The sequence below is a fragment of the Labrys methylaminiphilus subsp. lupini genome, assembly GCF_051161885.1.
Lineage (GTDB): Bacteria > Pseudomonadota > Alphaproteobacteria > Rhizobiales > Labraceae > Labrys.
On record NZ_JBMDIH010000002.1, the window covers coordinates 1,472,716 to 1,492,306 of the forward strand.

19 protein-coding genes are annotated in these 19,591 nt (G+C 62.3%); 12 read left to right on the forward strand and 7 right to left on the reverse strand.

Annotation, left to right across the window (positions count from 1 at the left end):
* Positions 1-120 precede the first annotated feature (120 nt).
* Positions 121-1,533, forward strand: a complete 1,413-nt coding sequence (locus ACN6KF_RS32395; protein WP_434960986.1) for an amidase — start codon at positions 121-123, stop codon at positions 1,531-1,533.
* Positions 1,534-1,634: 101 nt separating this feature from the next.
* Here ACN6KF_RS32395 and ACN6KF_RS32400 read toward each other — a convergent pair whose 3' ends face one another.
* Positions 1,635-2,939 carry an epoxide hydrolase family protein gene (locus ACN6KF_RS32400; protein ID WP_434961364.1) on the reverse strand — a complete coding sequence of 435 codons (1,305 nt, stop codon included), beginning with the start codon at positions 2,937-2,939 and terminating at the stop codon, positions 1,635-1,637.
* Positions 2,940-3,246: 307 nt separating this feature from the next.
* On the opposite strand from ACN6KF_RS32400, the gene ACN6KF_RS32405 reads away from it, so the two are divergent.
* The 4 genes from ACN6KF_RS32405 to ACN6KF_RS32420 all read left to right on the forward strand — a co-directional run bounded on the left by ACN6KF_RS32405 (position 3,247) and on the right by ACN6KF_RS32420 (position 6,243).
* Positions 3,247-4,287, forward strand: coding sequence for an alpha/beta fold hydrolase (locus tag ACN6KF_RS32405; protein WP_434960987.1), 1,041 nt, complete (start codon positions 3,247-3,249; stop codon positions 4,285-4,287).
* Between the two features lie 21 nt (positions 4,288-4,308).
* Positions 4,309-4,836, forward strand: a complete 528-nt coding sequence (locus ACN6KF_RS32410) for a cytochrome P460 family protein (RefSeq protein WP_434960988.1) — start codon at positions 4,309-4,311, stop codon at positions 4,834-4,836.
* Positions 4,837-4,868: 32 nt separating this feature from the next.
* Positions 4,869-5,396 (forward strand): isoprenylcysteine carboxyl methyltransferase family protein, encoded by a 528-nt coding sequence (locus ACN6KF_RS32415; protein WP_434960989.1) that lies wholly within the window; start codon positions 4,869-4,871, stop codon positions 5,394-5,396.
* Between the two features lie 61 nt (positions 5,397-5,457).
* Positions 5,458-6,243, forward strand: coding sequence for an alpha/beta fold hydrolase (locus tag ACN6KF_RS32420; protein WP_434960990.1), 786 nt, complete (start codon positions 5,458-5,460; stop codon positions 6,241-6,243).
* Positions 6,244-6,377: 134 nt separating this feature from the next.
* On the opposite strand, the gene ACN6KF_RS32425 is transcribed toward ACN6KF_RS32420, so the two are convergent.
* Both ACN6KF_RS32425 and ACN6KF_RS32430 read right to left on the reverse strand, forming a co-directional pair.
* Positions 6,378-6,731 carry a hypothetical protein gene (locus tag ACN6KF_RS32425; protein ID WP_434960991.1) on the reverse strand — a complete coding sequence of 118 codons (354 nt, stop codon included), beginning with the start codon at positions 6,729-6,731 and terminating at the stop codon, positions 6,378-6,380.
* A 68-nt stretch (positions 6,732-6,799) separates the two neighbouring features.
* Positions 6,800-7,222 carry a hypothetical protein gene (locus ACN6KF_RS32430; RefSeq protein WP_434960992.1) on the reverse strand — a complete coding sequence of 141 codons (423 nt, stop codon included), beginning with the start codon at positions 7,220-7,222 and terminating at the stop codon, positions 6,800-6,802.
* 393 nt (positions 7,223-7,615) lie between these two features.
* On the opposite strand from ACN6KF_RS32430, the gene ACN6KF_RS32435 reads away from it, so the two are divergent.
* The gene (locus ACN6KF_RS32435) at positions 7,616-8,569 is read left to right on the forward strand and encodes a helix-turn-helix domain-containing protein (protein WP_434960993.1); all 954 of its coding nucleotides are present in this window, start codon (positions 7,616-7,618) and stop codon (positions 8,567-8,569) included.
* 582 nt (positions 8,570-9,151) lie between these two features.
* Positions 9,152-9,943, forward strand: coding sequence for a helix-turn-helix domain-containing protein (locus tag ACN6KF_RS32440; protein WP_434960994.1), 792 nt, complete (start codon positions 9,152-9,154; stop codon positions 9,941-9,943).
* Positions 9,944-10,103: 160 nt separating this feature from the next.
* Here ACN6KF_RS32440 and ACN6KF_RS32445 read toward each other — a convergent pair whose 3' ends face one another.
* A complete protein-coding gene (locus ACN6KF_RS32445) occupies positions 10,104-10,865 on the reverse strand; it encodes an FkbM family methyltransferase (protein ID WP_434960995.1) in 762 nt (253 codons plus the stop codon).
* Positions 10,866-11,116: 251 nt separating this feature from the next.
* Positions 11,117-13,267: a TonB-dependent receptor plug domain-containing protein gene (locus ACN6KF_RS32450; RefSeq protein WP_434960996.1), complete on the reverse strand. Its 2,151-nt coding sequence runs from the start codon at positions 13,265-13,267 to the stop codon at positions 11,117-11,119.
* 358 nt (positions 13,268-13,625) lie between these two features.
* Here ACN6KF_RS32450 and ACN6KF_RS32455 point away from each other — a divergent pair, with 358 nt between their 5' ends.
* Genes ACN6KF_RS32455 through tsaA form a run of 4 tightly spaced genes read left to right on the forward strand, consistent with a single transcriptional unit; the run spans position 13,626 to position 17,036 of the window.
* The gene (locus ACN6KF_RS32455) at positions 13,626-14,672 is read left to right on the forward strand and encodes an iron ABC transporter substrate-binding protein (RefSeq protein WP_434960997.1); all 1,047 of its coding nucleotides are present in this window, start codon (positions 13,626-13,628) and stop codon (positions 14,670-14,672) included.
* Complete coding sequence (locus ACN6KF_RS32460; RefSeq protein ID WP_434960998.1) at positions 14,672-15,727, forward strand: FecCD family ABC transporter permease; 1,056 nt, start codon at positions 14,672-14,674, stop codon at positions 15,725-15,727. The genes ACN6KF_RS32455 and ACN6KF_RS32460 overlap by 1 nt, the downstream gene beginning before the upstream one ends.
* Positions 15,724-16,539 carry an ABC transporter ATP-binding protein gene (locus ACN6KF_RS32465; RefSeq protein ID WP_434961365.1) on the forward strand — a complete coding sequence of 272 codons (816 nt, stop codon included), beginning with the start codon at positions 15,724-15,726 and terminating at the stop codon, positions 16,537-16,539. The genes ACN6KF_RS32460 and ACN6KF_RS32465 overlap by 4 nt, the downstream gene beginning before the upstream one ends.
* Before the next feature lie 2 nt (positions 16,540-16,541).
* Positions 16,542-17,036 (forward strand): tRNA (N6-threonylcarbamoyladenosine(37)-N6)-methyltransferase TrmO, encoded by a 495-nt coding sequence (gene tsaA, locus ACN6KF_RS32470; RefSeq protein WP_434960999.1) that lies wholly within the window; start codon positions 16,542-16,544, stop codon positions 17,034-17,036.
* A 64-nt stretch (positions 17,037-17,100) separates the two neighbouring features.
* On the opposite strand, the gene ACN6KF_RS32475 is transcribed toward tsaA, so the two are convergent.
* Positions 17,101-17,748 (reverse strand): pyridoxine/pyridoxamine 5'-phosphate oxidase, encoded by a 648-nt coding sequence (locus ACN6KF_RS32475; protein ID WP_434961000.1) that lies wholly within the window; start codon positions 17,746-17,748, stop codon positions 17,101-17,103.
* 6 nt (positions 17,749-17,754) lie between these two features.
* Positions 17,755-18,531: a class I SAM-dependent methyltransferase gene (locus tag ACN6KF_RS32480; protein ID WP_434961001.1), complete on the reverse strand. Its 777-nt coding sequence runs from the start codon at positions 18,529-18,531 to the stop codon at positions 17,755-17,757.
* 164 nt (positions 18,532-18,695) lie between these two features.
* Here ACN6KF_RS32480 and ACN6KF_RS32485 point away from each other — a divergent pair, with 164 nt between their 5' ends.
* The gene (locus tag ACN6KF_RS32485) at positions 18,696-19,589 is read left to right on the forward strand and encodes a LysR family transcriptional regulator (RefSeq protein WP_434961002.1); all 894 of its coding nucleotides are present in this window, start codon (positions 18,696-18,698) and stop codon (positions 19,587-19,589) included.
* The last annotated feature ends 2 nt before the right edge of the window (positions 19,590-19,591 follow it).

Consider the following 19,591-nt stretch of genomic DNA (forward strand, 5'->3'; position numbering starts at 1 on the left):
CCGGGAGCGCCGTCTTTGCCGAAGCTCCGATCGGACCGGTCCCGAGGACGCCGGCATCTTGGTCTTCCCTTGTCGGGCCGCGCCATGCTTTGCTTGGCCGAATCCGATGAGGAGACCGACGTGGGCGCAGACAGCATTTCCGCATTCGCAACAGCCGCCGAGCTCGGCCGCCTGCTGGCGGAGGGCCGTGTTACCTCCGAGGCCATCACAGGTCGCGCGCTGGAGCGCATCGCCGCCCATGACGGCGCGCTTCGTTCATTTGTCGCCGTTTTCGCGGAAGAGGCGCTGCAGGCTGCCATCGCATCCGACCAGCGCCGCCGCCGCGGGGAGGCGCGGGGCTTTCTCGACGGTGTCCCCTATGCCGCCAAGGACCTGTTCCACGTCAAAGGCTGGCCGACGAGGGCCGGCTCCAGGGCGCTCGGTGCCGAACCCCAGGCTGTAACGGCCAACGCCGTGACGCGGCTGGCCGAGGCTGGCATGGTGCTCGTGGGCAAGGTCCAGACCGTCGAATTCGCCTTCGGCGGCTGGGGCACCAACCACGTCACGGGCACGCCACTCAACCCGCGAGATCCGGGCCTGCCCCGGGCGCCCGGCGGTTCCTCCAGCGGATCGGGCGTGGCGGTTGCCGCCGGCCTCGTCCCGGCGGCGCTCGGCACCGATACCGGCGGCTCCATCCGCAACCCGGCCGCGATGTGCGGCATCGTCGGCTTGAAGACCACCGTCGGCCGGATCGGGCGCGGTGGCCTGCTGACCCTCGCCCCCTCGTTCGACAGCGTCGGCCCTCTCACCCGTTCGGTCGAGGATGCTGCCCTCCTCTTCGCCGCCATGGCCGGGCGGGATCCGCTCGATCCGGCGACATTCGGCGCACCGCCGGTCGCCCTGTCGAGCGCATCGGAGCATGATCTAGCCGGGCTTCGCCTGCGCGTCCCCGCGGCGTCCGACCTTGCCGGTGTCGAGCCGCTGGTGCTCGAGCGGTTCCGGGCTGCACTCGCCGACCTCGCGGCCCTCGGCGCGGACATTCGGGAAAAGGCGATGCCCCGGGCGCCGGAAGCCTATATGACGCTGACCGGCGAGCTGATGTCGGCCGAATCCTGGCATCATCTCGGCCGCTATGCCGGGCCGGACGACGGCCTGGTCCATCCGGACGTGCGATCGCGCATCCTCAAGGGCAAGGAGATCGACGGCGCCCGCTACCAGAACCTGCTGGAGCAGCGGCGTGCCGCACAGATCGAGTTCGCCGGTTATCTGGAGGGCGCGGATGCGCTGCTGACGCCCACGGCGCCGATCCTGCCGCCGCCGCTTGCCGAGATCGACGAAACCAAGACCCCGCTCGGCACCTTCACGCGCTTCGTCAACCTGATGGACATGGCCGCTCTCAGCGTTCCGGCAGGCCTGGTCGGAACAGGCCTGCCGACCGCCCTGCAGATCGCGGTGCCCCGCTTCGAGGAAGCCCTGGCCTTGCGCATCGGCCGAGCCCTGGAAATCCGCCGGGGCGGGTTGTTCGAGCCGCCGACCGCCTATGAGATGCCTTGAGCCAGGCCGTTTCCTGGTCGTGAAGCAAACATCCCAATCCCACTTGCACGGGCACTGGGGATGGGCACCCGACCGGCGGGGCAAGCGCCGGTAGGACTAGCTCAGCGCAGCGACCGGAAGGCGGCACGGACTTCCTGCACGAACAGCTCCGGCTGCTCCCAGGCCGCGAAGTGGCCGCCATTCCCGGCCTCGCTGAAATAGACGAGGTTGTGATAGCAGCGCTCCGCCCAGCTCCGGGGCGCCCGATAGATCTCGCCCGGGAACACCGTCACCGCGACGGGCAGTTCGGCAATGTCGACGGCATTGAAATTGTTGGAGTGGTCCTCCCAATAGATGCGCGCCGCCGAAGCGCCCGTCTGCGTCAGCCAGTAGAGGGAGACGTCGTCGAGCATCTCATCCTTGGTCAGCACTTTCTCCGGATCGCCGCCGCTATAGGTCCAGGTCGCGAATTTCTCATACATCCAGGCGGCCATGCCCACAGGTGAATCCACCAGGGAATAGCCGATGGTCTGCGGCCGCGTGACCATCATGGTCGCATAGCCCGAACTGTCCTTGTAGAAGAGGTCAAGGGCATCGAAGGCTCGGCGCTCGTCCGGGGTGAGGCTCGTGGGCGCCGGCCCACCCGCCGTCAGGATCGCGGCGATATCCTTGGGCACCGTCCCCGGCATGTTGACGTGGATGCCGATCAGGCCGGGCACCTTCTGCAGCGCCATGCGGTGGGAGATCACCGAGCCGCAGTCGCCGCCCTGCGACACATAACGCTCATAGCCGAGACGCCGCATCAGCACGCCCCAGGCGCGGCCGATATGGTCGGAGCCCCAGCCCTTGGCCGTCGGCTTGCCCGAGAAGCCGAAGCCGGGGATCGAGGGCACCACCAGATGAAAGGCGTCCTCGGCCTTGCCGCCATATCTGGTGGGATCGACCAGCGGATCCAACACCTTCATGAATTCGAGGATCGAGCCCGGCCAGCCATGGGTCATGATCATCGGCATCGCCTTGGCATGTGGCGAGCGGATATGGATGAAGTGGATGTCGAGGCCGTCGATTTCGGTCACGAACATCGGCAGCGCGTTGAGCCTGGCCTCGACCTTGCGCCAATCATAGGATTCCGCCCAATAGGCGACCAGCGGCTTCAGCCTTGCCAGTGTCACCCCTTGCGAGAAGTCGGACACCGTCTCTTCGGGCCAGCGCGTGGCGCTCAAGCGCCGGCGCAGATCGACGATGTCCTCCTCGGCAATGGCAATCTTGAAGGGCCTGATATCGTTGCCGGCTTCCGCCGCGTGCAAGGCGGTGGGGATCAGGCCGACGAGCGCCGCTGCGGCGGCCGATTTCAGCAAACCGCGTCGGGACGTGTTGAAATCATGCGAAGGCAAATTGCTCGAAGAAGACGAATTGTTTGAAGACATCTTGTTTGAAGACATGGGGCAACTCCATTCATTTCACGGCAGCCCTCCTGCCGGTGCCCCGTCTTTGGCGATGCCATGTTTGCCCGATATGTCTCCGCCGCCCTCGATCCGCATCCTGCCGTATCCGGCTGGCTTGCCGATACATTGCCATACAGGCAGGCCGGCGGCGGCTGTGGCCGATTGTATCACTCTGTATCCAGGCGGAAGGGGCTTACATAGCCTTTCAAATCCAGCCGATGGCGACATAAGGCCGATACAGTGTTGCGGCTTTTTACGGCCACAACTTCAGCAATCGGGATTCATGTCGATGTCGGAACAAATCGATCAATCGCGCCGCGGCCTGCTCGGCACACTGGTGTTCGGTGCCGTTCTCGCGCCGCTCGGCGCAATCGGTGCCGTCAGCGCACAGACCAAGTCCTCTTCGTCCGCATCCGGCCGCGGCACCCATACCGCCTTCGCCTCGCTCAAGCAGATCAAGGCCGGGGTGCTCGATGTCGGCTATGCCGAGGCCGGGCCAGCCGATGGCACTCCCATGCTGCTGCTGCACGGTTGGCCCTATGACATCCACAGCTATGCCGACGTTGCACCGATCCTGGCGGCAGCCGGCTACCGGGTGATCGTGCCCTATCTGCGCGGCTATGGCAGCACGCGCTTCCTCTCGGCCGAGACGCCCCGCAACGGCCAGCAGGCCGCGCTGGGCAGCGACATCATCGCGTTCATGGATGCGCTGAAGATCGAGAAGGCAGTGATCGGCGGCTATGACTGGGGCGCCCGCACGGCCGACATCGTCGCGGCCCTCTGGCCCGAGCGCTGCAAGGCGCTGGTCTCGGTGAGCGGCTATCTCATCGGCAGCCAGGAGCTGAACAAGGCGCCCCTGCCGCCCAAGGCGGAGCTGCAGTGGTGGTACCAGTATTATTTCGCCACCGACCGGGGCGAGGCCGGCTATGCGAAATACACCCATGATTTTGCCCGGCTGATCTGGGAGCTCGCCTCGCCGCAATGGAAGTTCGACGACGCGACCTTCGCACGTTCGGCACAGGCCTTCGACAATCCCGATCATGTCGCCGTCTCCATCCACAATTACCGCTGGCGGCTCGGCTTGGCGCAAGGCGAAGCCAAGTATGATGAGTTGGAAAAGAAGCTCGCCGCCCTGCCGACGATCACCGTGCCGACGATCACCATGGAAGGCGATGCCAATGGCGCGCCGCACCCGGAGCCATCAGCCTATGCCAAGCGGTTCTCCGGCCGCTACGAGCATCGCCTGATCAAGGGCGGCATTGGCCACAACCTGCCGCAGGAGGCACCGCAAGCCTTCGCCCAGGCGATGCTCGACGTCGCCCGTTTCTGAACCAGGTGAAGGACTTCCACGATGAAGACCTCAGTGACCATGCCTTTGGCCGGTGCCTGCCTCGTGGCTGTGGTCGTCGCTGCGGCCGGAGCGCTCGCCCAGGATACGGAAGCCCCGAAGAGCGCATCCAAGCCGGCCTCGCCGATCTACGGCGTCACCATTCCGAACGGCTACCGGCAATGGGAATTGGTGGCGCCGGCGCTGGAGCACGAGCCCCTCAACGAGCTGCGCACTGTCCTCGGCAACAAGACCGCGATCGACGCCTATCGTGCCGGGACCCTGCCCTTCCCCGACGGGACCGTTCTGGTCAAGCTTGCCTGGAAGCATGTGCAGTCGCCGGAATTCGAATCCGCCTTGGTACCAGGGCCGGCAACAACGGTGCAGGTCATGGTCAAGGATTCCAGAAAATATGCCGCCACCGGCGGCTGGGGGTTCGGGCGCTTCATCGACGGCAAGCCTGTGGACCTGGCCCAACACGAGACCTGCTTTGCCTGCCATGAGGCGCGCGTGAAAGCGCGTGACTATGTCTTTACCAAGCTGGCGCCATAAGGCGCCCTGCTCCTGACGATCCGGAAATTCACATGCCGCCCCATCTCATCCTTTTCGCCGTCGCCACCTTTGCCTGGCGCCTCCTCACGCTCGCGATTTCGGCGCGGCACGAAAAGGCCTTGAAGAGGGATGGCGCGCAGGAATATGGCGCGAAGAACAGCATCCTCCTCGCGGTCTTTCACGTGATCTATTACGTCTGCGCGGTCGTCGAGTCGGCGGCCAGATCGCATCAGCCGAACGCCCTTGTGTCCGCGGGCGGCATCGCGATCTACATCGCATCCACTTTCGTCCTCGTTTCGGTGATCCGTTCGCTCGGCGGGCTATGGACGATCAAGATCATCATCAGCCCGCAGCATCGGCGGGTTCAGAGCGGCCTGTTCTCGTTCGTGCGGCACCCCAACTACTTTCTGAATATCCTGCCCGAACTCATTGGTTTCGCACTGGCTCTCAACGCCTATTGGACGCTGGTGATCGGCATTCCCCTCTATTTCATCCCCCTGGTGACCCGCATCCGGCAGGAAGAAGCCGCGATGCGCGAGACCTTCGCTCCCGATCTGTAAACGCCCGATTTCATCTTCCCGCCCGAGATCCGGTGCGGGTGACAACCCGAAGGAAAGTCCGATGAAGAAGTTCGTGAGAGGGCTGGCCGTCGCCGGCGCCCTGTTGCTGAGTGCGCCCGCTCTGGCCGAGACAGCCAAGCCAACCGTGGTTCTCGTGCATGGCGCCTTTGCCGACGCCTCGAGCTGGAACGGCGTGATCCAGCGCCTCGAAAAGGACGGCTACCCCGTCGTCGCCGCCGCCAATCCGCTGCGCAGCGTGCGCGGTGACGCCGACTCCGTGGCCAGCCTGATCGACAGCATCAAGACGCCCGTGGTCCTGGTCGGCCATTCCTATGGCGGCTCGGTCATCAGCGAGGCCGCCGCCGGAAAGGCCAATGTCCAAGCCCTCGTCTATGTCGCGGCCTTTGCGCCGGAAACGGGCGAGACCGCCATCGGGCTCAGCGGCAAGTTCCCCGGCTCGACGCTCGGGCCGACACTCGCCCCGCCGGTGTCGACCTCGGGCGGCGGCAAGGATCTCTATATCCAGCAGGCCAAATTCCCCGACCAGTTCGCCGCGGACGTTCCCAAGGCCGAGGCGAAGCTGATGGCCGCCACGCAGCGGCCGATCACCGAGGCCGCGCTCGGCGAGGCCTCGACCGAGCCGGCCTGGAAGACGATCCCCTCCTGGTTCGTCTATGGCGACAAGGACCGCAACATCCCGCCCCAGGCCCTGGCCTTCATGGCGGACCGCGCCCATTCCAAGCAGACCGTGGTGGTCAAGGGCGCCTCGCATGTGGTGATGGTGTCGAACCCGGCAGTTGTCGCCAAGCTGATCGAAGCCGCTGCCCAGGCTTCGCCGGGCAAATAGGCTGCCTGTGCCTGCCAGGCATATGGGCCTCGCGTGCTATCAATGTCCCGCAGCGTCCGTCGATGCCGAGAATTTCAATGAACGGAAACCGCCCGGGTTTCGGGCCTGGACGGTTTCATCCAAGTTCAGATCGATCAGTTTTCAAAGAAGGCCCAACGCGTACCATTCCACTGGAAATAATAGGAGCGGCCAGCATACATGGCATAGCTATATCTACCACCGCGCGACGATGTAAAATATATCGAAAATTGGCGGCAACCATTTACGACCGTGGAACTGCCTGTCCAGACCGAATAACTCACAGAATTGCTTTCACTGCCATCTGGATAGGCGCAGGTAACGGAGAATGGAAGCAATACGCTGCGCCCGCCACTGTTGATCGCACTGATCCGGACACCGCCGGCTTGGGCAGGTATCACGGCCAAACCCAAATTAATCGCCGCGAACGTGAGTACACAGGCTGCTTTGGCGCAAAGAAAGCGGATCATCGTTCATACCGTTCGGAAAGATACATCTTTGTGGTTGAAGCCTTGGGCCTCCGCTGCAGAAGGCTTGTCTAGTCGCCGGCCACCATGTCCGTAAAACAGGAGGCAATGGCTCTATTGGCACCGAGTTTCATTGCCCATGCGAAAATCGCAGGCGCTTCGCTCTTATCGGCGACGCCTCCCCAGACATCCTTGAATTTAGGGGCACCGGACGAGGTCTCGAAAAAGAAATAGCCCGGATCAGCCACGGGTACGTTCGCATATACCACGGTCCAGCTGGCCGCCTGCATGAATTTCGTAACGTCAACCTTGGATGGTCGAACCTTCGCGTTGAGGTTCCCTGCGATAAGCTTCGCATAGTCGGTTCGCCGCTGTTTTGTCAGATGGGTATCAACTCCGTCGCAGGGGGACGCCGCAAAGGCTGGGGCAGATATCAGATAGAACGCGCCGATAATCGAACCGAATGAAGCGACTTTTCTGAAGGTAGGCACCATAAAAATATTCTCCATACTGAGAGTTTTTTATTTAAAAAATAAAGTCTTTATCGAAAAACTATAAAATAATTACCATTAATTTTTGTTAAATTACACAAAACATATATTATTTTTGATAATATCATTCAACTACATTTATTATCTATTTTATCTAGACACCGATGACAATATTATCTACCAGAATGTTCTCGGTTTGTAATAAGCCGATGCGAAATTTGTCGTTGAAAGCGCAGGTAATGATCGGATCGTGATAAATCGCAAGAATGTAGTAGTTTTCTGAAAGGTTGCGTGCAGCGCATGGGGGAAGCCGAATGAAGCGTATCGGGCCGGCCTCTCCAGCATCGAAGAAGCGGCATTATGCTATCCAGGCTGGAACTTGATATTCGAGATCTTATGGGTGCCCTGAAGTCGACGCCGGTCATTCGTGACGGGAGTGTATGGGACCCGCATCAGTCAACGCTCATCGGCGATTCATATATCAAGGTGGATGAAGCCTGCGTCCTGTGCATCCTTAGTGTACATGTATTTCAGCCATTCATCAGCCGCATTATACGTGGCGACTACATAACGATCCAATATCTGCAGGTCAGCGGAAACTATTTCCACCACCATAGCGGGCAGATTCAACAGGTTCACTCAGGATCGGTCTCGCTGACTGCGGCTCCGATGTCTGTCACCGAGATCCGTCAGCTTCGCCCGTCAGCATCCACCATCGCCACGAGAGCCATCTGCATTCATATCGCACGTGACCATCTTGTCGGGTCATTCGGACTGCGGCCCGACTTCTGGCGCGACGAATATCGCGACGCTTTCTTCAATGTGGGAGCGTCTTCGCTTTCCATCGCGACGCCCCTCACGCCCGAGATGTGGATCATCCTCGACGCCCTGATCGACTGCAAGTTCGACGAGCCGATCCGCAGCATCTACCTGAAAGCCAAGGCCGTCGAATTGCTGGCTCTGACCGTTGTGCAATTCAACAATTTCGATCTCCCAGGCGGCACCGCGCAGCTTGCTTCGGCAGCCAGAGATCAGAGACTGATCGATATCGCCGCTCTCATCTATCGTCGAGAACTCAACAATCCTCCATCGGTCGAAGAATTGAGCCGACGTGTCGGGATCAACCGCAACAAGCTCACGGCCGGTTTCCAATCGGCTTTCGGACTGACCCCCGCTGATTTTTCACGCCGGCTCCGTCTCGAATGGGCCGCGCGGCGGCTTTCCGAGGGGCTCGATATCAGGCAGGCCGCCGCGGAGGTGGGCTATGACAGCGTGCCCGCATTCGGGCGCGCCTTCCGGCAGCATCACGGCAGGGTACCGTCCGTACTTTCTCCCCCGCCGGCCGATTGACTGAAATTACCCGGATAGCTGGCTGCCTGAAGCGGCATCGCACCACCCGATCCCCACTACCTTTTTCCTTTCGATGTCGTCGAAAGGGCCGCAGCGTCTTACCCAGCCGGGGATCGAGATTCCGCCAGAATTACCAAGAAAAGGCCAGAATGACAAAAAGGTGCAATTTTGTGAAATCCAGTGATATCAAAGGGTTAGTTATAACTTGAACCCTTGCGGGCCGAAAGGATAGCTCTTGGATGGGGGTAATATTATGAGGTCGGCGTTCGCCATGCGTAGCCCGGCTTCGATCTGTGGGGCATGGCTGCGAAGCAGCCAATCATCCGGCATTCCAGCGCGAGGAAGCTCCGTGTCGATTCTGCTTTGGAGGAGTGCTTTCCTCCAATGGCCGGCTTCGATCACCGCGCTGAGGAGACGCCTGGGATACGCATCAGATCGAGGTTTGCCAGAGCTGCGTCGGGTCGCGCCGCCTCTTTGCGACAGTCAGATCGTCCTGCTGCCCCCAGGACAAGGTGTTGAACGGGCATGCTCAGAGGCGTTCCGGACGAATGGGGTCCAAAATACGAGTCCGATGGGGGGGCGATGACGCGGTCCCACACTGGTCCGAATGCGATCGGGTATACGGCGCCCGTGCATATGGCCCTGGTGCTGCTGACGCCCCAGCCAGGCAGGGAACTCGCGCTCAACAGCGATCGCAGGACCGTGGGTGTGGCCCCTGCCGGCTCGCTTGAGATCATTCCCGCCTCGGCTGAGGTATTCGCCTGCTGGAAAGTCGAAAAGCAGAGCCTGCTGGTCGCGGTCGATCCCGGCCGCCTGGCGCGGCTGGCCGGTGCGGAGTTCGACAAGGATTGCTTCGAGCTCCACCCACCACAGCTGGGAACGGTCGACCGCCACGCCCATGCCCTCGCGCAATCCATGCGATATGAACTCGAGAACGCGGCTCTGAGCTTCGAGGAAAGTCTTGATGCCCTGATCACGCTGTTCTCCACCCATCTCCTGCGCAATTACTCATCGCTAAGGCCGCACTCGTCTCCTTCCCTCAATGGGGGCCTATCTCCGGCTACCTGGCGCAAGGTAAACGACTTCATTCAGGCGCATCTGGGCGAAACCTTGTCTCTCGAAAAGCTCGCTTCGATCGCACATTTGTCGCCAAGCCATTTCGCCCGGGCCTTCGGGCAGACGGCCGGACAATCGCCCCATGGTTATGTCGTGACGTCCCGATTGGCGCGGGCTCGTGAATTGATCGTCAACACCGACTTGCCGTTGAGCCAGATCGCGTCGAGTGTCGGTTTTGCCAATCACTCCCACATGACGATGCGGATGAAACGCCTATGGGGTGCGACACCTGCCGAATATCGGCGCCAGCAACGCTGAGACAGCGAGCGTGTCGCCTGCAGCGCCACTTTCTACCCATTCACACCCAGAGGAAGCCATCATTCCAGGCAAACCGGCCCGCCATCGGAACGCCCGAAAGCGCAGTGGCCGCCAAGATGGTTACGGGAATTGCCCGTATACCCCTTGCGCCGCCCGTCCTTCAATTCTCCCGCGCAGCCTTGACGACGCGTCCGAGGAATTCGACCAGCCGTGGCTCGAAGCGTTCGCCGAGGAGGCAGAGGCAATCATGGCGGTCGTAGATGATGTGATAACCGAGTTTTTCGAGAAACTCGCCAATCGCCCGTGAGGCTTCGGCCGTAAGCGCCACATGCTCGAACAGGATCGCCGAGGGACGGTGGCGGTCAAAATCAAAGGTGCGCAAGACAATGTCGTCGCAGCCTTCGACATCGATCACCAACAGGTCAGCCGTCTCGAATCCGGTTTCCCGGCAGAGCGAGTCGAGCCTGCGTGTCGTAACCGGCACGGTCTCAATCATTCCGGGCAGATCATCATATTTGAGTTCGTGCATCATGATGGTCGGCAGCGAGAAGCTGCTCAACACGTCCTCGCCGCGGACAATGTGGAAGTCACGCGTCCCCTCCTCCGGCCAGATCGCCTCATCGCGGAAGATCAGTCCGTCACGCGTGCCGTAATGGGTACGCAGCCGCTCCATCGCCGCCGGCACCGGCTCGACCAGCAGGCCGCGCCAGCCACCCTGGATGACGTGCCGGCTGATGGGATCGCCGCGCATGCCGTCATTGGCGCCGACCTGCACGAAGGTGAGCGGCGCCGCATCGGGCTCGATCATCGCAAGCACATAGTCGACGATCTCGGCAAAGACGTACTTCGTGTTGCGCGGCTCCTTCTGGCAGAACACGGAACTCGAAAGGCCGGCAACGCCGGGATAGGCAGGTCGATTCATCGCTGCTCGTCACTTTCCTTCATCGTGGCGAAGCGGCATCCTACGCCGCAGGACATGATCCCCTCGGGTGCGACTGTTTGCCGGACGCCAGCGGCCGGTGCGAGGCTGGACGAAGATCATGCCTCCACCGCCCATGATCGTCAGGGTGGCCCCGGACCATAGAAAACCGATGCGGAGATTACCAGGATAATGGCCATCTCCGGCCCGGGAACGAACACGGCCTCCCTCAGGACAACGGCCAGCCGACAGGATCAGAACGTCGCCGTCATGCTGACGAAGAAGTTGCGGCCGGGCTCCGGAAAGCCATAGGCAAGCTGATAGTCGGTATCGAAGATGTTGCGGATACCCGCATCGAACTGCAGGTTCTGGGAGGCCTTGTAGCTGACGTTCAAATTCGCCAGCGCAAAGCCCTCGGTCTTGAAGAAGTTGTTCTCCAGGCGGTCCGTCGACCAGCGCGAACTGTAGAGCTCGAGGCTTGGCCGCACCGTGAAATTGTCCCAGGGGAGCCATTCGACATAGAGATAGGCGATGTTGCCCGGGGTTCCGACCGGCTGTAGCCCGGGCCGCTGGGGATCCATCAGCCTGCGCTTGAGATAGGTGTAGCGGGCTCCCAGCGTCAGGTCGGAGCGGGCCGCCCATTCGCCATAGAGTTCGACGCCGTAGGTGCGGCCGTCGCCGACATTCTGGTTCTGGATCTTGTTGCCGCCGATGGAAACAGACTGGATGACGTTCTTGAGATCGCTGTAGAACACCGAACCGCCCAGTTGCACGCCTTCCAGAGGCTTGCCGGCCCAGCCGATCTCGTAATTGGTCGCCCGTTCTGGCTTCAGGCTCGGATTGGGCAGGGCGTCGCCAAAGCGCGTGCTGAAGCGCTCGAACAGGGTCGGAAAACGGGAGCGCGACGAGACGCTGGCGTGGAACTGCGAAGCCTCGCTCTGGCGGTAGATGCTGGCGAGCTGCCAGTTGAAGGCATGGCTGCCGCCTGTCGGATAGTCGAACCGGCCGAGCGTCGTATTATAGTCCTGCGCTCTCTTGATATCGTTGAGATCGTAGCTGACGCCGGCGACGAAATCGAGCTTGTCGGTGGCGTGGAAGGTGTCCTCGACGGCAAAGGACCAGGTATCCTCGGATGTGCGCTGCCATGGCTCCATGACGTCGGAAACGCCGGGCCGGTTGTGTTGGCGCTCCTGGTGGACGTCACGGCGGAAGTGGATCGCCGCCTTCAGCGTGTTCATCGCAATGAGGTCTGTGCCACCTTCGAGGCTGAAGCCATAGGCATGGTCGCGATAATAGCTGTCGAAGGAACGTGTCGTCGTCTGGGTCGTATGACTGTAGTCGTCATAGGCCTGCAGCAGGTTGTCGAACGTGTTGTAATAGGCCCGCGTCTTGATGTAGGAGGCCTCGCCGATTGCCGTCTTGGAGTTGAAGGCAAGGCTGGAGATGTTCCAGTAGGGCCATTCCCAGTCGCGCTGATATGCCGTGCCAGGTGGTAACGGCATTGGCGTGATCCCGCGCACCGGTTCATAGATCGAATAGGGCGCGGCCTTCTCGCCGCCCTGGCGCGTATAGCTCACGACATATTCATCGGTATCGTTGGGCGTAAAGCCGAGCTTGAAATTGGCGCGCCAGTCCTTGACGTTGGTGAAGTTGCGGCGACCGCCCTTTTCGATCGGCCCACCCGCACCGATCGACACCGGATCGAAGCTGCGCGGCAGGAACCAGCCATTGCTGGTGCGGTAGGAGCCGTTGGCCATCAGGTAGAAATGATCCTGCTTGATGCCCACCGATCCGGAGGTGGTGAAGCCCGCTAGGGCACCGGTGTTGCCGGCATCGATCCCCAGCCGCAATTCGCCCTCATAGGCCTTGGTCGGCTTGCGGGTAACCAGATTGATCGCGCCGCCCATGCCGCCGGGACCGCTGAGCACGGAGACATAACCCTTCTGCACCTGGATCTCGGCGAGATCCGGCGTCAGGAAGCGGCCGAAGTCGATACGGTTGTCCGCCGGCAGATAGACGCGGACGCCGTCGATATAGAGGGGAACCTGGAAGCGGTCGAAGCCGCGGATATAGATCAGCCTCTCGTTGCGGCTGCCACCTGTATTGGAGACTTCGACGCCCGGCGTCGTCGCCAAAGCATCATCGAGCGTATTGCGGTTGCTTTTCTGGATATCCGTGGCGGTAACGGTGCTCCGTGATATCGACTGGCCACCGATGTCGGAATTGCTGGCCTGCGACGGCAGGGTGCCGAGGACGAAGACCGGATCCAGCTCTATGGGCTGTTCGGCCTGGCCCTGGGCCGGTTTCTTTTTCTTGGTATCGGTCGCCTCCTGGGCTCCCGCCCCAGACAGCAGGACAGCATTCGACAGCAGCAATACGGCAACACTCGACAACAGTCGGCGCATCAGGATCCCCCAGCCCTTTAGACGGCTGCTGCTCCAAAGCCTCCGGGATGGAAGCCGCCCCTTGGAACGCAATCGTTATGCTTGATGGAATACAACGAAGTGATGTGCAATCAAGTCCTCCCCTGCAATTTTGTTTCAGGAAAGGAAAAGTAGCCGCGCAAATCAACCGAAAAAGAGTTAAATTACATCATCCCCGACATTCCCTCAACGATGAGAACGCGAGCCTAGAAGCCCTTCTTCGTCGCGCGACAGTCACAATTCCTGGCTGCGATCTGTGGCCGCGGCAGCCAGGCGGGCCTTGACCGGGATATCCATCCAACCATAACGATTGGTGGACTTCCGCGATGGAGACGTTTCGATGCTTCGGCGCTCATTCCTGTCGGCTCTGGTGGCGATGCTGCTTGTCGTTCTGCCACAGTCCGGCATTGCCCAGACGCGGACATTCGTCGACGCGGCCGGTCGCAGCGTCGAGCTGCCGGTCGCCATTCATCGCGCCATGGCGGCAGGACCCCCTGCTTCCGTTCTGCTCTACGCCATCGCGCCCGAGAAGATGGTCGGCTGGGTTCGGGCGCCATCGGCAGAGGAAAAGGCGTTCCTTGCGATTCCCTACCGCGATCTGCCGGCCCATGGACGGCTGACCGGCAAGGGCAATACGGCCAATATCGAAGCGGCCCTGGCGCTGAAACCCGATGTGATCATCGATGTGGGAACCGTCGACGGCACCTACGCCTCACTCGCCGACCGGGTGCAGCAGCAGACCGGCATTCCCTATGTCCTGATCGACGGCCGCTTCGCCAAGTCGGCCGATAGCCTGCGCAAGCTCGGCGATATTCTCGGCGAGCCCGGGCGGGCGGACGAATTGGTCCGGTTTGCCGACGAGGCAACACGCCGCCTCGATACAGCAGTGAAAGCCATCCCGGCCGGCGAGCGGCCGCATGTCTATTACGGCCGCGGCCCCGATGGTCTGGAGACCGGGCTTGCCGGCTCGATCAATACGGAGGTCCTGGAAGCGGTCGGCGCAACCAATGTCGCCGATGCCGCCGGTGCCGGCGGCCTTGCCCGAGTGCCCATGGAGCAATTGCTCGCCTGGAATCCCGACATCATCCTGACACTCGACCGCAACTTCCAGGCCAAGGTCGCGACAGATCCGGTCTGGGCCAGCATTACGGCGGTGAAGAACCACCGGGTCTACCAGGCACCGGCTCTGCCGTTCGGTTGGTTCGATGCGCCGCCCGGCATCAATCGCATCATCGGCGTGGCCTGGCTGACATCGGTGCTCTATCCCGGCCGTACGGACATCGACCTTCGGCAGGAAACAAGGACCTTCTACCACCTGTTCTATCATGTCGAACTCACCGAGCCCCAGCTCGACAGCCTGCTCGCTACCGCGACGGGAAAGCCGTAATGGCCGGGCGCAGGAGCCTGCACGAAGCCTTGCCCGGCGGACGGTCTCCGCACGCCTGGGCTTCGTTCCCGATCGCCTTCGCGCTCCTGGTGATCGTGGTACTGATCTCCCTCGGCACCGGAAAATACAGTGTTTCGCCGCCGGATACCGTCAGGGTGATCTGGTCCAGGCTGTCCGGCCTTCCCAGTGGTCTCGATGCGACGATCGACACCGTGGTCTGGCAAGTGAGGCTGCCACGCGTGATCGCCGGATTCCTGATCGGTGCATCCCTTGCGACGGCTGGGGCCGTTTACCAGGGACTGTTTCGCAACCCGCTCGTCTCGCCCGATCTTCTCGGCGTGTCGGCCGGCGCCAGCCTCGGCGCGGTCGCGGCCATCTTCCTTGGCTTATCGGTTGCCGTGATCCAGGCCATGGCCTTTGCCGGCGGGCTTGCCGCTGTCGGGCTCGTCTATATCGTGGGATCCTCGATCCGCCAGGGCGATCCGGTCCTGCTCCTGGTCCTGGCCGGCGTTGCAATCGGCGCGCTGCTCGGCTCCAGCATCTCCCTGCTCAAGGTGCTCGCCGATCCCTACAACCAGTTGCCGGCAATCACCTTCTGGCTGCTCGGAAGCCTTTCCAGCGTAACCCCAGCGGACGTCGCCTCGATCCTGCCGGCTATCATCATCGGCCTCGTCCCGATCATTCTGCTGCGCTGGCGCATGAACCCGATGGCCCTCGACGACGAGGAAGCCCGCGCACTCGGCCTGGCAACGGGCCATCTTCGGCTCATCCTGGTCGCAGCCGCGACCTTGATGACGGCGGCAGCGGTCTCGGTCTGCGGCATCATCGGCTGGATCGGCCTCCTGGTGCCGCATGTGGCACGTATGATGACCGGACCGGAGTTCTCGCGCCTGCTTCCGGCCTCCCTCATTTTGGGAGGCGGCTTTCTCATCGGCGTCGATACGCTGGCGCGCTCGATGGCGCAGATCGAAATACCGCTCGGCATCTTGACCGCCGCGATCGGCGCACCCTTCTTCCTCTTTATGCTGGCGAGGACAAGGCGAGGATGGCAATGATGCTGGAGGCGGTCGATCTGGCCTTCGGATATCGCGGCACGCTTGTGGGGAGCGGTGTAACCCTGGCGGCCCGGCAAGGCGAGGTTCTGTGCCTGCTCGGGCCCAATGGCTGCGGCAAGACCACCTTGTTCAAGACGCTGCTCGGCCTGATTCCGGCCCAGGGCGGGCGGCTGACCCTGGACGGACGCGACATCCGAGCTTTCAGCCGCGCCGAATTTGCCCGCCGCATCGGCTATGTCCCACAGGCGAACGCCGCCTATTTCCCCTTCAGCGTGATCGACGTCGTCCTGATGGGCCGGGCAAGCCGCATTCCCACATTCGCGGCCCCCTCCAGTCACGATCGCGAGATTGCCTGGGATGCGCTCGATATGCTCGGCATCCGCGAACTCGGCACGCGTTCCTACACGCAGATCAGCGGTGGCGAGCGCCAGATGGTGTTGATCGCCCGTGCCTTGGCGCAGCAACCGGCCCTGATCGTCATGGACGAGCCGACCGCCAGCCTCGATTTCGGCAATCAATCCCGCGTGCTCGAACGCATTCGTGCGATGGCAGGGTCAGGCCTTGGCGTGATCCTCTCCACCCACGATCCCGGTCACGCCTTCGCCTGCGGCGATCGCGTTGCCCTGATGCGCCAGGGGCGGCTCGATGCAGTCGGCCCACCCTCCGACGTCATGACGCCCGCCCTCCTGGAAAAGCTCTATGGCGTTGGGGTCGCCATCGAGTTCCTGGCATCGGCCGGCCGGCACATCTGCGTTCCCATCCTTGCCGCTGCGCAGCTTCCCGCCACGGCAAGCCAGACAAGAAGGACCTGAGCATGGTTCGCGAAAGCGAAATTAGACAAAACGAGGTGGCGGTTTCCCCTCCCGAGCCGACCGATGCGGGGCTGGTCTTCATTGGTCGCATCCTGACGCCATGGACGTCGAGGCTGATGGCCCCGCGGCAGGGCCGACCGGATGGGCCGGTCTGCCGCATCGAGATCTTCGAGCCATGGCAGGCGGCGCTCGACAGGATCGAGCATTTCGAGCGCCTGGAGGTCCTCTACTGGCTGCATCTGTCGCGCCGCGATCTCGTCCGCCAGAGTCCGGCCAATGACGGCACCACCCATGGCACGTTCGCACTTCGCTCGCCGGTCCGCCCGAACCCGATCGGCACCTCGATCGTGACGCTCGTGGCTCGCGAAGGATCGACATTGCTGGTCCGGGGGCTCGATTGCCTCGACGGCACTCCCTTGCTGGATCTCAAGCCCGATCGCACCCTGTTCAAGCCGATCGCACCCGAGCAACCCGGCGATCGGGAGACGCAGGCCTGACGCCCGCCTCTCTCCAAGGCACGCTGTTTTATGCGAAACGCTGCGAGGGGGCGGGACGCTTCGATCACGGCCACAGCTTTTCGCGCGACCATCCCACCGCTTCCCGCCGGTAGCGCAGACGCCGATGCCGACGTTCCGCATCGCCTTGCCAGAATTCCACCTCCTGCGGCGCCACGATGAAAAGGCTCCAATGCTGCGCAACCAGATCCGGTCTTTCCCGTATGCGGTCCTGCTGCAGTGCGAGCGCGTCCTCCAGATCCTTGGCGGATGTCAGCGGCTCACTTTGCCTGGCGGCGAGCGCAATCGCCCGCGCACCCGCCGGCCGGGCGAGAAAGTCGACATCACGCTCATGCACATCGGCCCGCTCAACCAAGCCACGAATGCGCACCTGGCGTCCGAGCCGTGACCAATAAAAAGTCAGGGCCACCTGGGGATTGTGCGCGATCTGACGTCCTTTCGGGCCCTGATCGGTGGATGCAAAATGCCAGCCGCGATGATCGAGATTCTTGAGGATGAGAACACGCGCATCGGGCGCCCCCTCCTCATCGACCGTCGAGAGCACCATGGCATGCGGTTCATCCACACCGGCCTCGACGGCATCGCGGAACCAAGAGGCAAACAAGAGCCGCGGTTCTCCCGGCACCCCATCCATGTCGAAGGTCGGGAGGGGACCGGCGAGCGACTTCAAGGCACGTAATTCGTCCTTCATCATCCCACCTCACGGCCTCGATATGATCAGCCGCAAGGATCCTTCGAAGAAAGGCTGGCTGCGGAGTTCGCCATAGCGCCTGTCCCAGCTTCCATCCTTCAGGTCGCGGCTGAGATCGGCAACGAATCGCTCGCCGACGGCAGGGTCGACGAAACTCCACGCCGAGTTGGCAAGCCGTGCGCCGGGCTCGAGCAGACGTTCCGGCCTGCCGTAATAAGCCTCGCCGAACCCGTCGATGCAGCCCAGCGGGATGGGCACCGGCCTGACCTCGATATCGCCTGCGAGCGCATCGGCAATGGACGCCATGCTTGGATAACGCCGGGTCTCGACGGCGATCATCTCCGGGGCGTAGGCCTGCAGCCAGGAACGTTCCAGCGCATCGGGATCGCAGCTGAGAACCAGGACCGGCCCACTCGTGACGCGGCGCATCTCCCTCAGACCTTGCTTGAGATCCGCCCATTGATGGACCGTAAATATCGCCATGCTGGCATCGAAACTCCGGTCGGGGAAAGGTAGGTGTTCGGCCGTTGCATCGAGTGCCGTCGACAGATGGGCCGGCCGCTGCGCCCGCATCGAGGCAGAGGGCTCGACCGCCGTCACCTTGCGGTCGACCGGTTCGTAGGAGCCCGCGCCGGCGCCGACATTGAGTACGGTTGCCGCGTCGCCCAGGGCCTCCAGGATGAATTGGGCGATGCGGGGATCCGGCTGGCGATAGGTCCGGTAGCCGCTACCGATCACGCCATAATTCGCATCGCCGGCGCTGCCGTCTTGGTATCTGCCATCCATATCCCGTCTCCCGTGTTTGCATGGAACAAGGCGGACGGCCCACTCGACGGCCTGTCTTCCTCCGTTCCAAAAATGGCTAGTCTCTTCTGTCGAGAGATAGAAAACACCATGATTTACATGGTGAAAATCGATATGATCGAACACCCAATGTTCGGAAAAAGCACATGGCAAGGCATATACCCTCGCTGAACGCGTTGCGCGCCTTCGAGGCGGCGGGCCGCCATGGCCTGATGACGCGCGCAGCCGACGAACTCAACGTCACCCACAGCGCGGTCAGTCGCCAGATACGGCATCTGGAGCAGGTGCTGGGCGTGCCGCTTTTCGAAGGCCCGAAGAACAGGCTGCGCCTGACTGACGCCGGCACGACATTGCTGTCCGGCCTCGTGAAGGCTTTCGACCAGATCGACATGTCGGTTCGCTCGGTGGCCGACATCGAGCAAGGCCCGCTCGACATATCGTGCCCCGGAACGTTCACCATGCGCTGGCTCATTCCGCGGCTCTATCGCTTCCAGGCCGAATATCCCGAAATCGAGGTGCGCCTGACGGCATCGTCCCGCCCCGTCGATTTCAGCAGGGACGGTTTCGACGTCGCCATACGCGTCGGGGCAGTGCCATGGCCTGAAGGAGCCGAAATCATCGAACTGTTTCCCGAACAGACCGGTCCCGTGCTCGCGCCGTCGCTGGCGGCGGCATCAGCCAGTGGGCTCGACGCCATCCCACAGCTCCACACCCGAACACGCCTGCGGGCATGGGGCGACTGGCATTCGCGCTCGGGGCAATCGATCCAGGCCGGGCCGCGCGTCGAATACGAGCATTTCTATTTCATGCTGGAAGCGGCGAGAGCCGGCCTCGGTGTCTGCGTCGCACCCTGGCCCTATGTCAGCGAGGACATCCATTCCGGCCGGCTGCAAGCACCGATGGGCTTCCTCGACAGTGGCCACGACTATGTCGCCCTGCGCCGGGCGAGACGCAATCGCAAGTCCAGCCTGTTTTGTGACTGGCTTCGCGCCGAAGCCGGCGCCTTTCTGAAATCCGACCCGCCACCGTCGAACATCTGAGG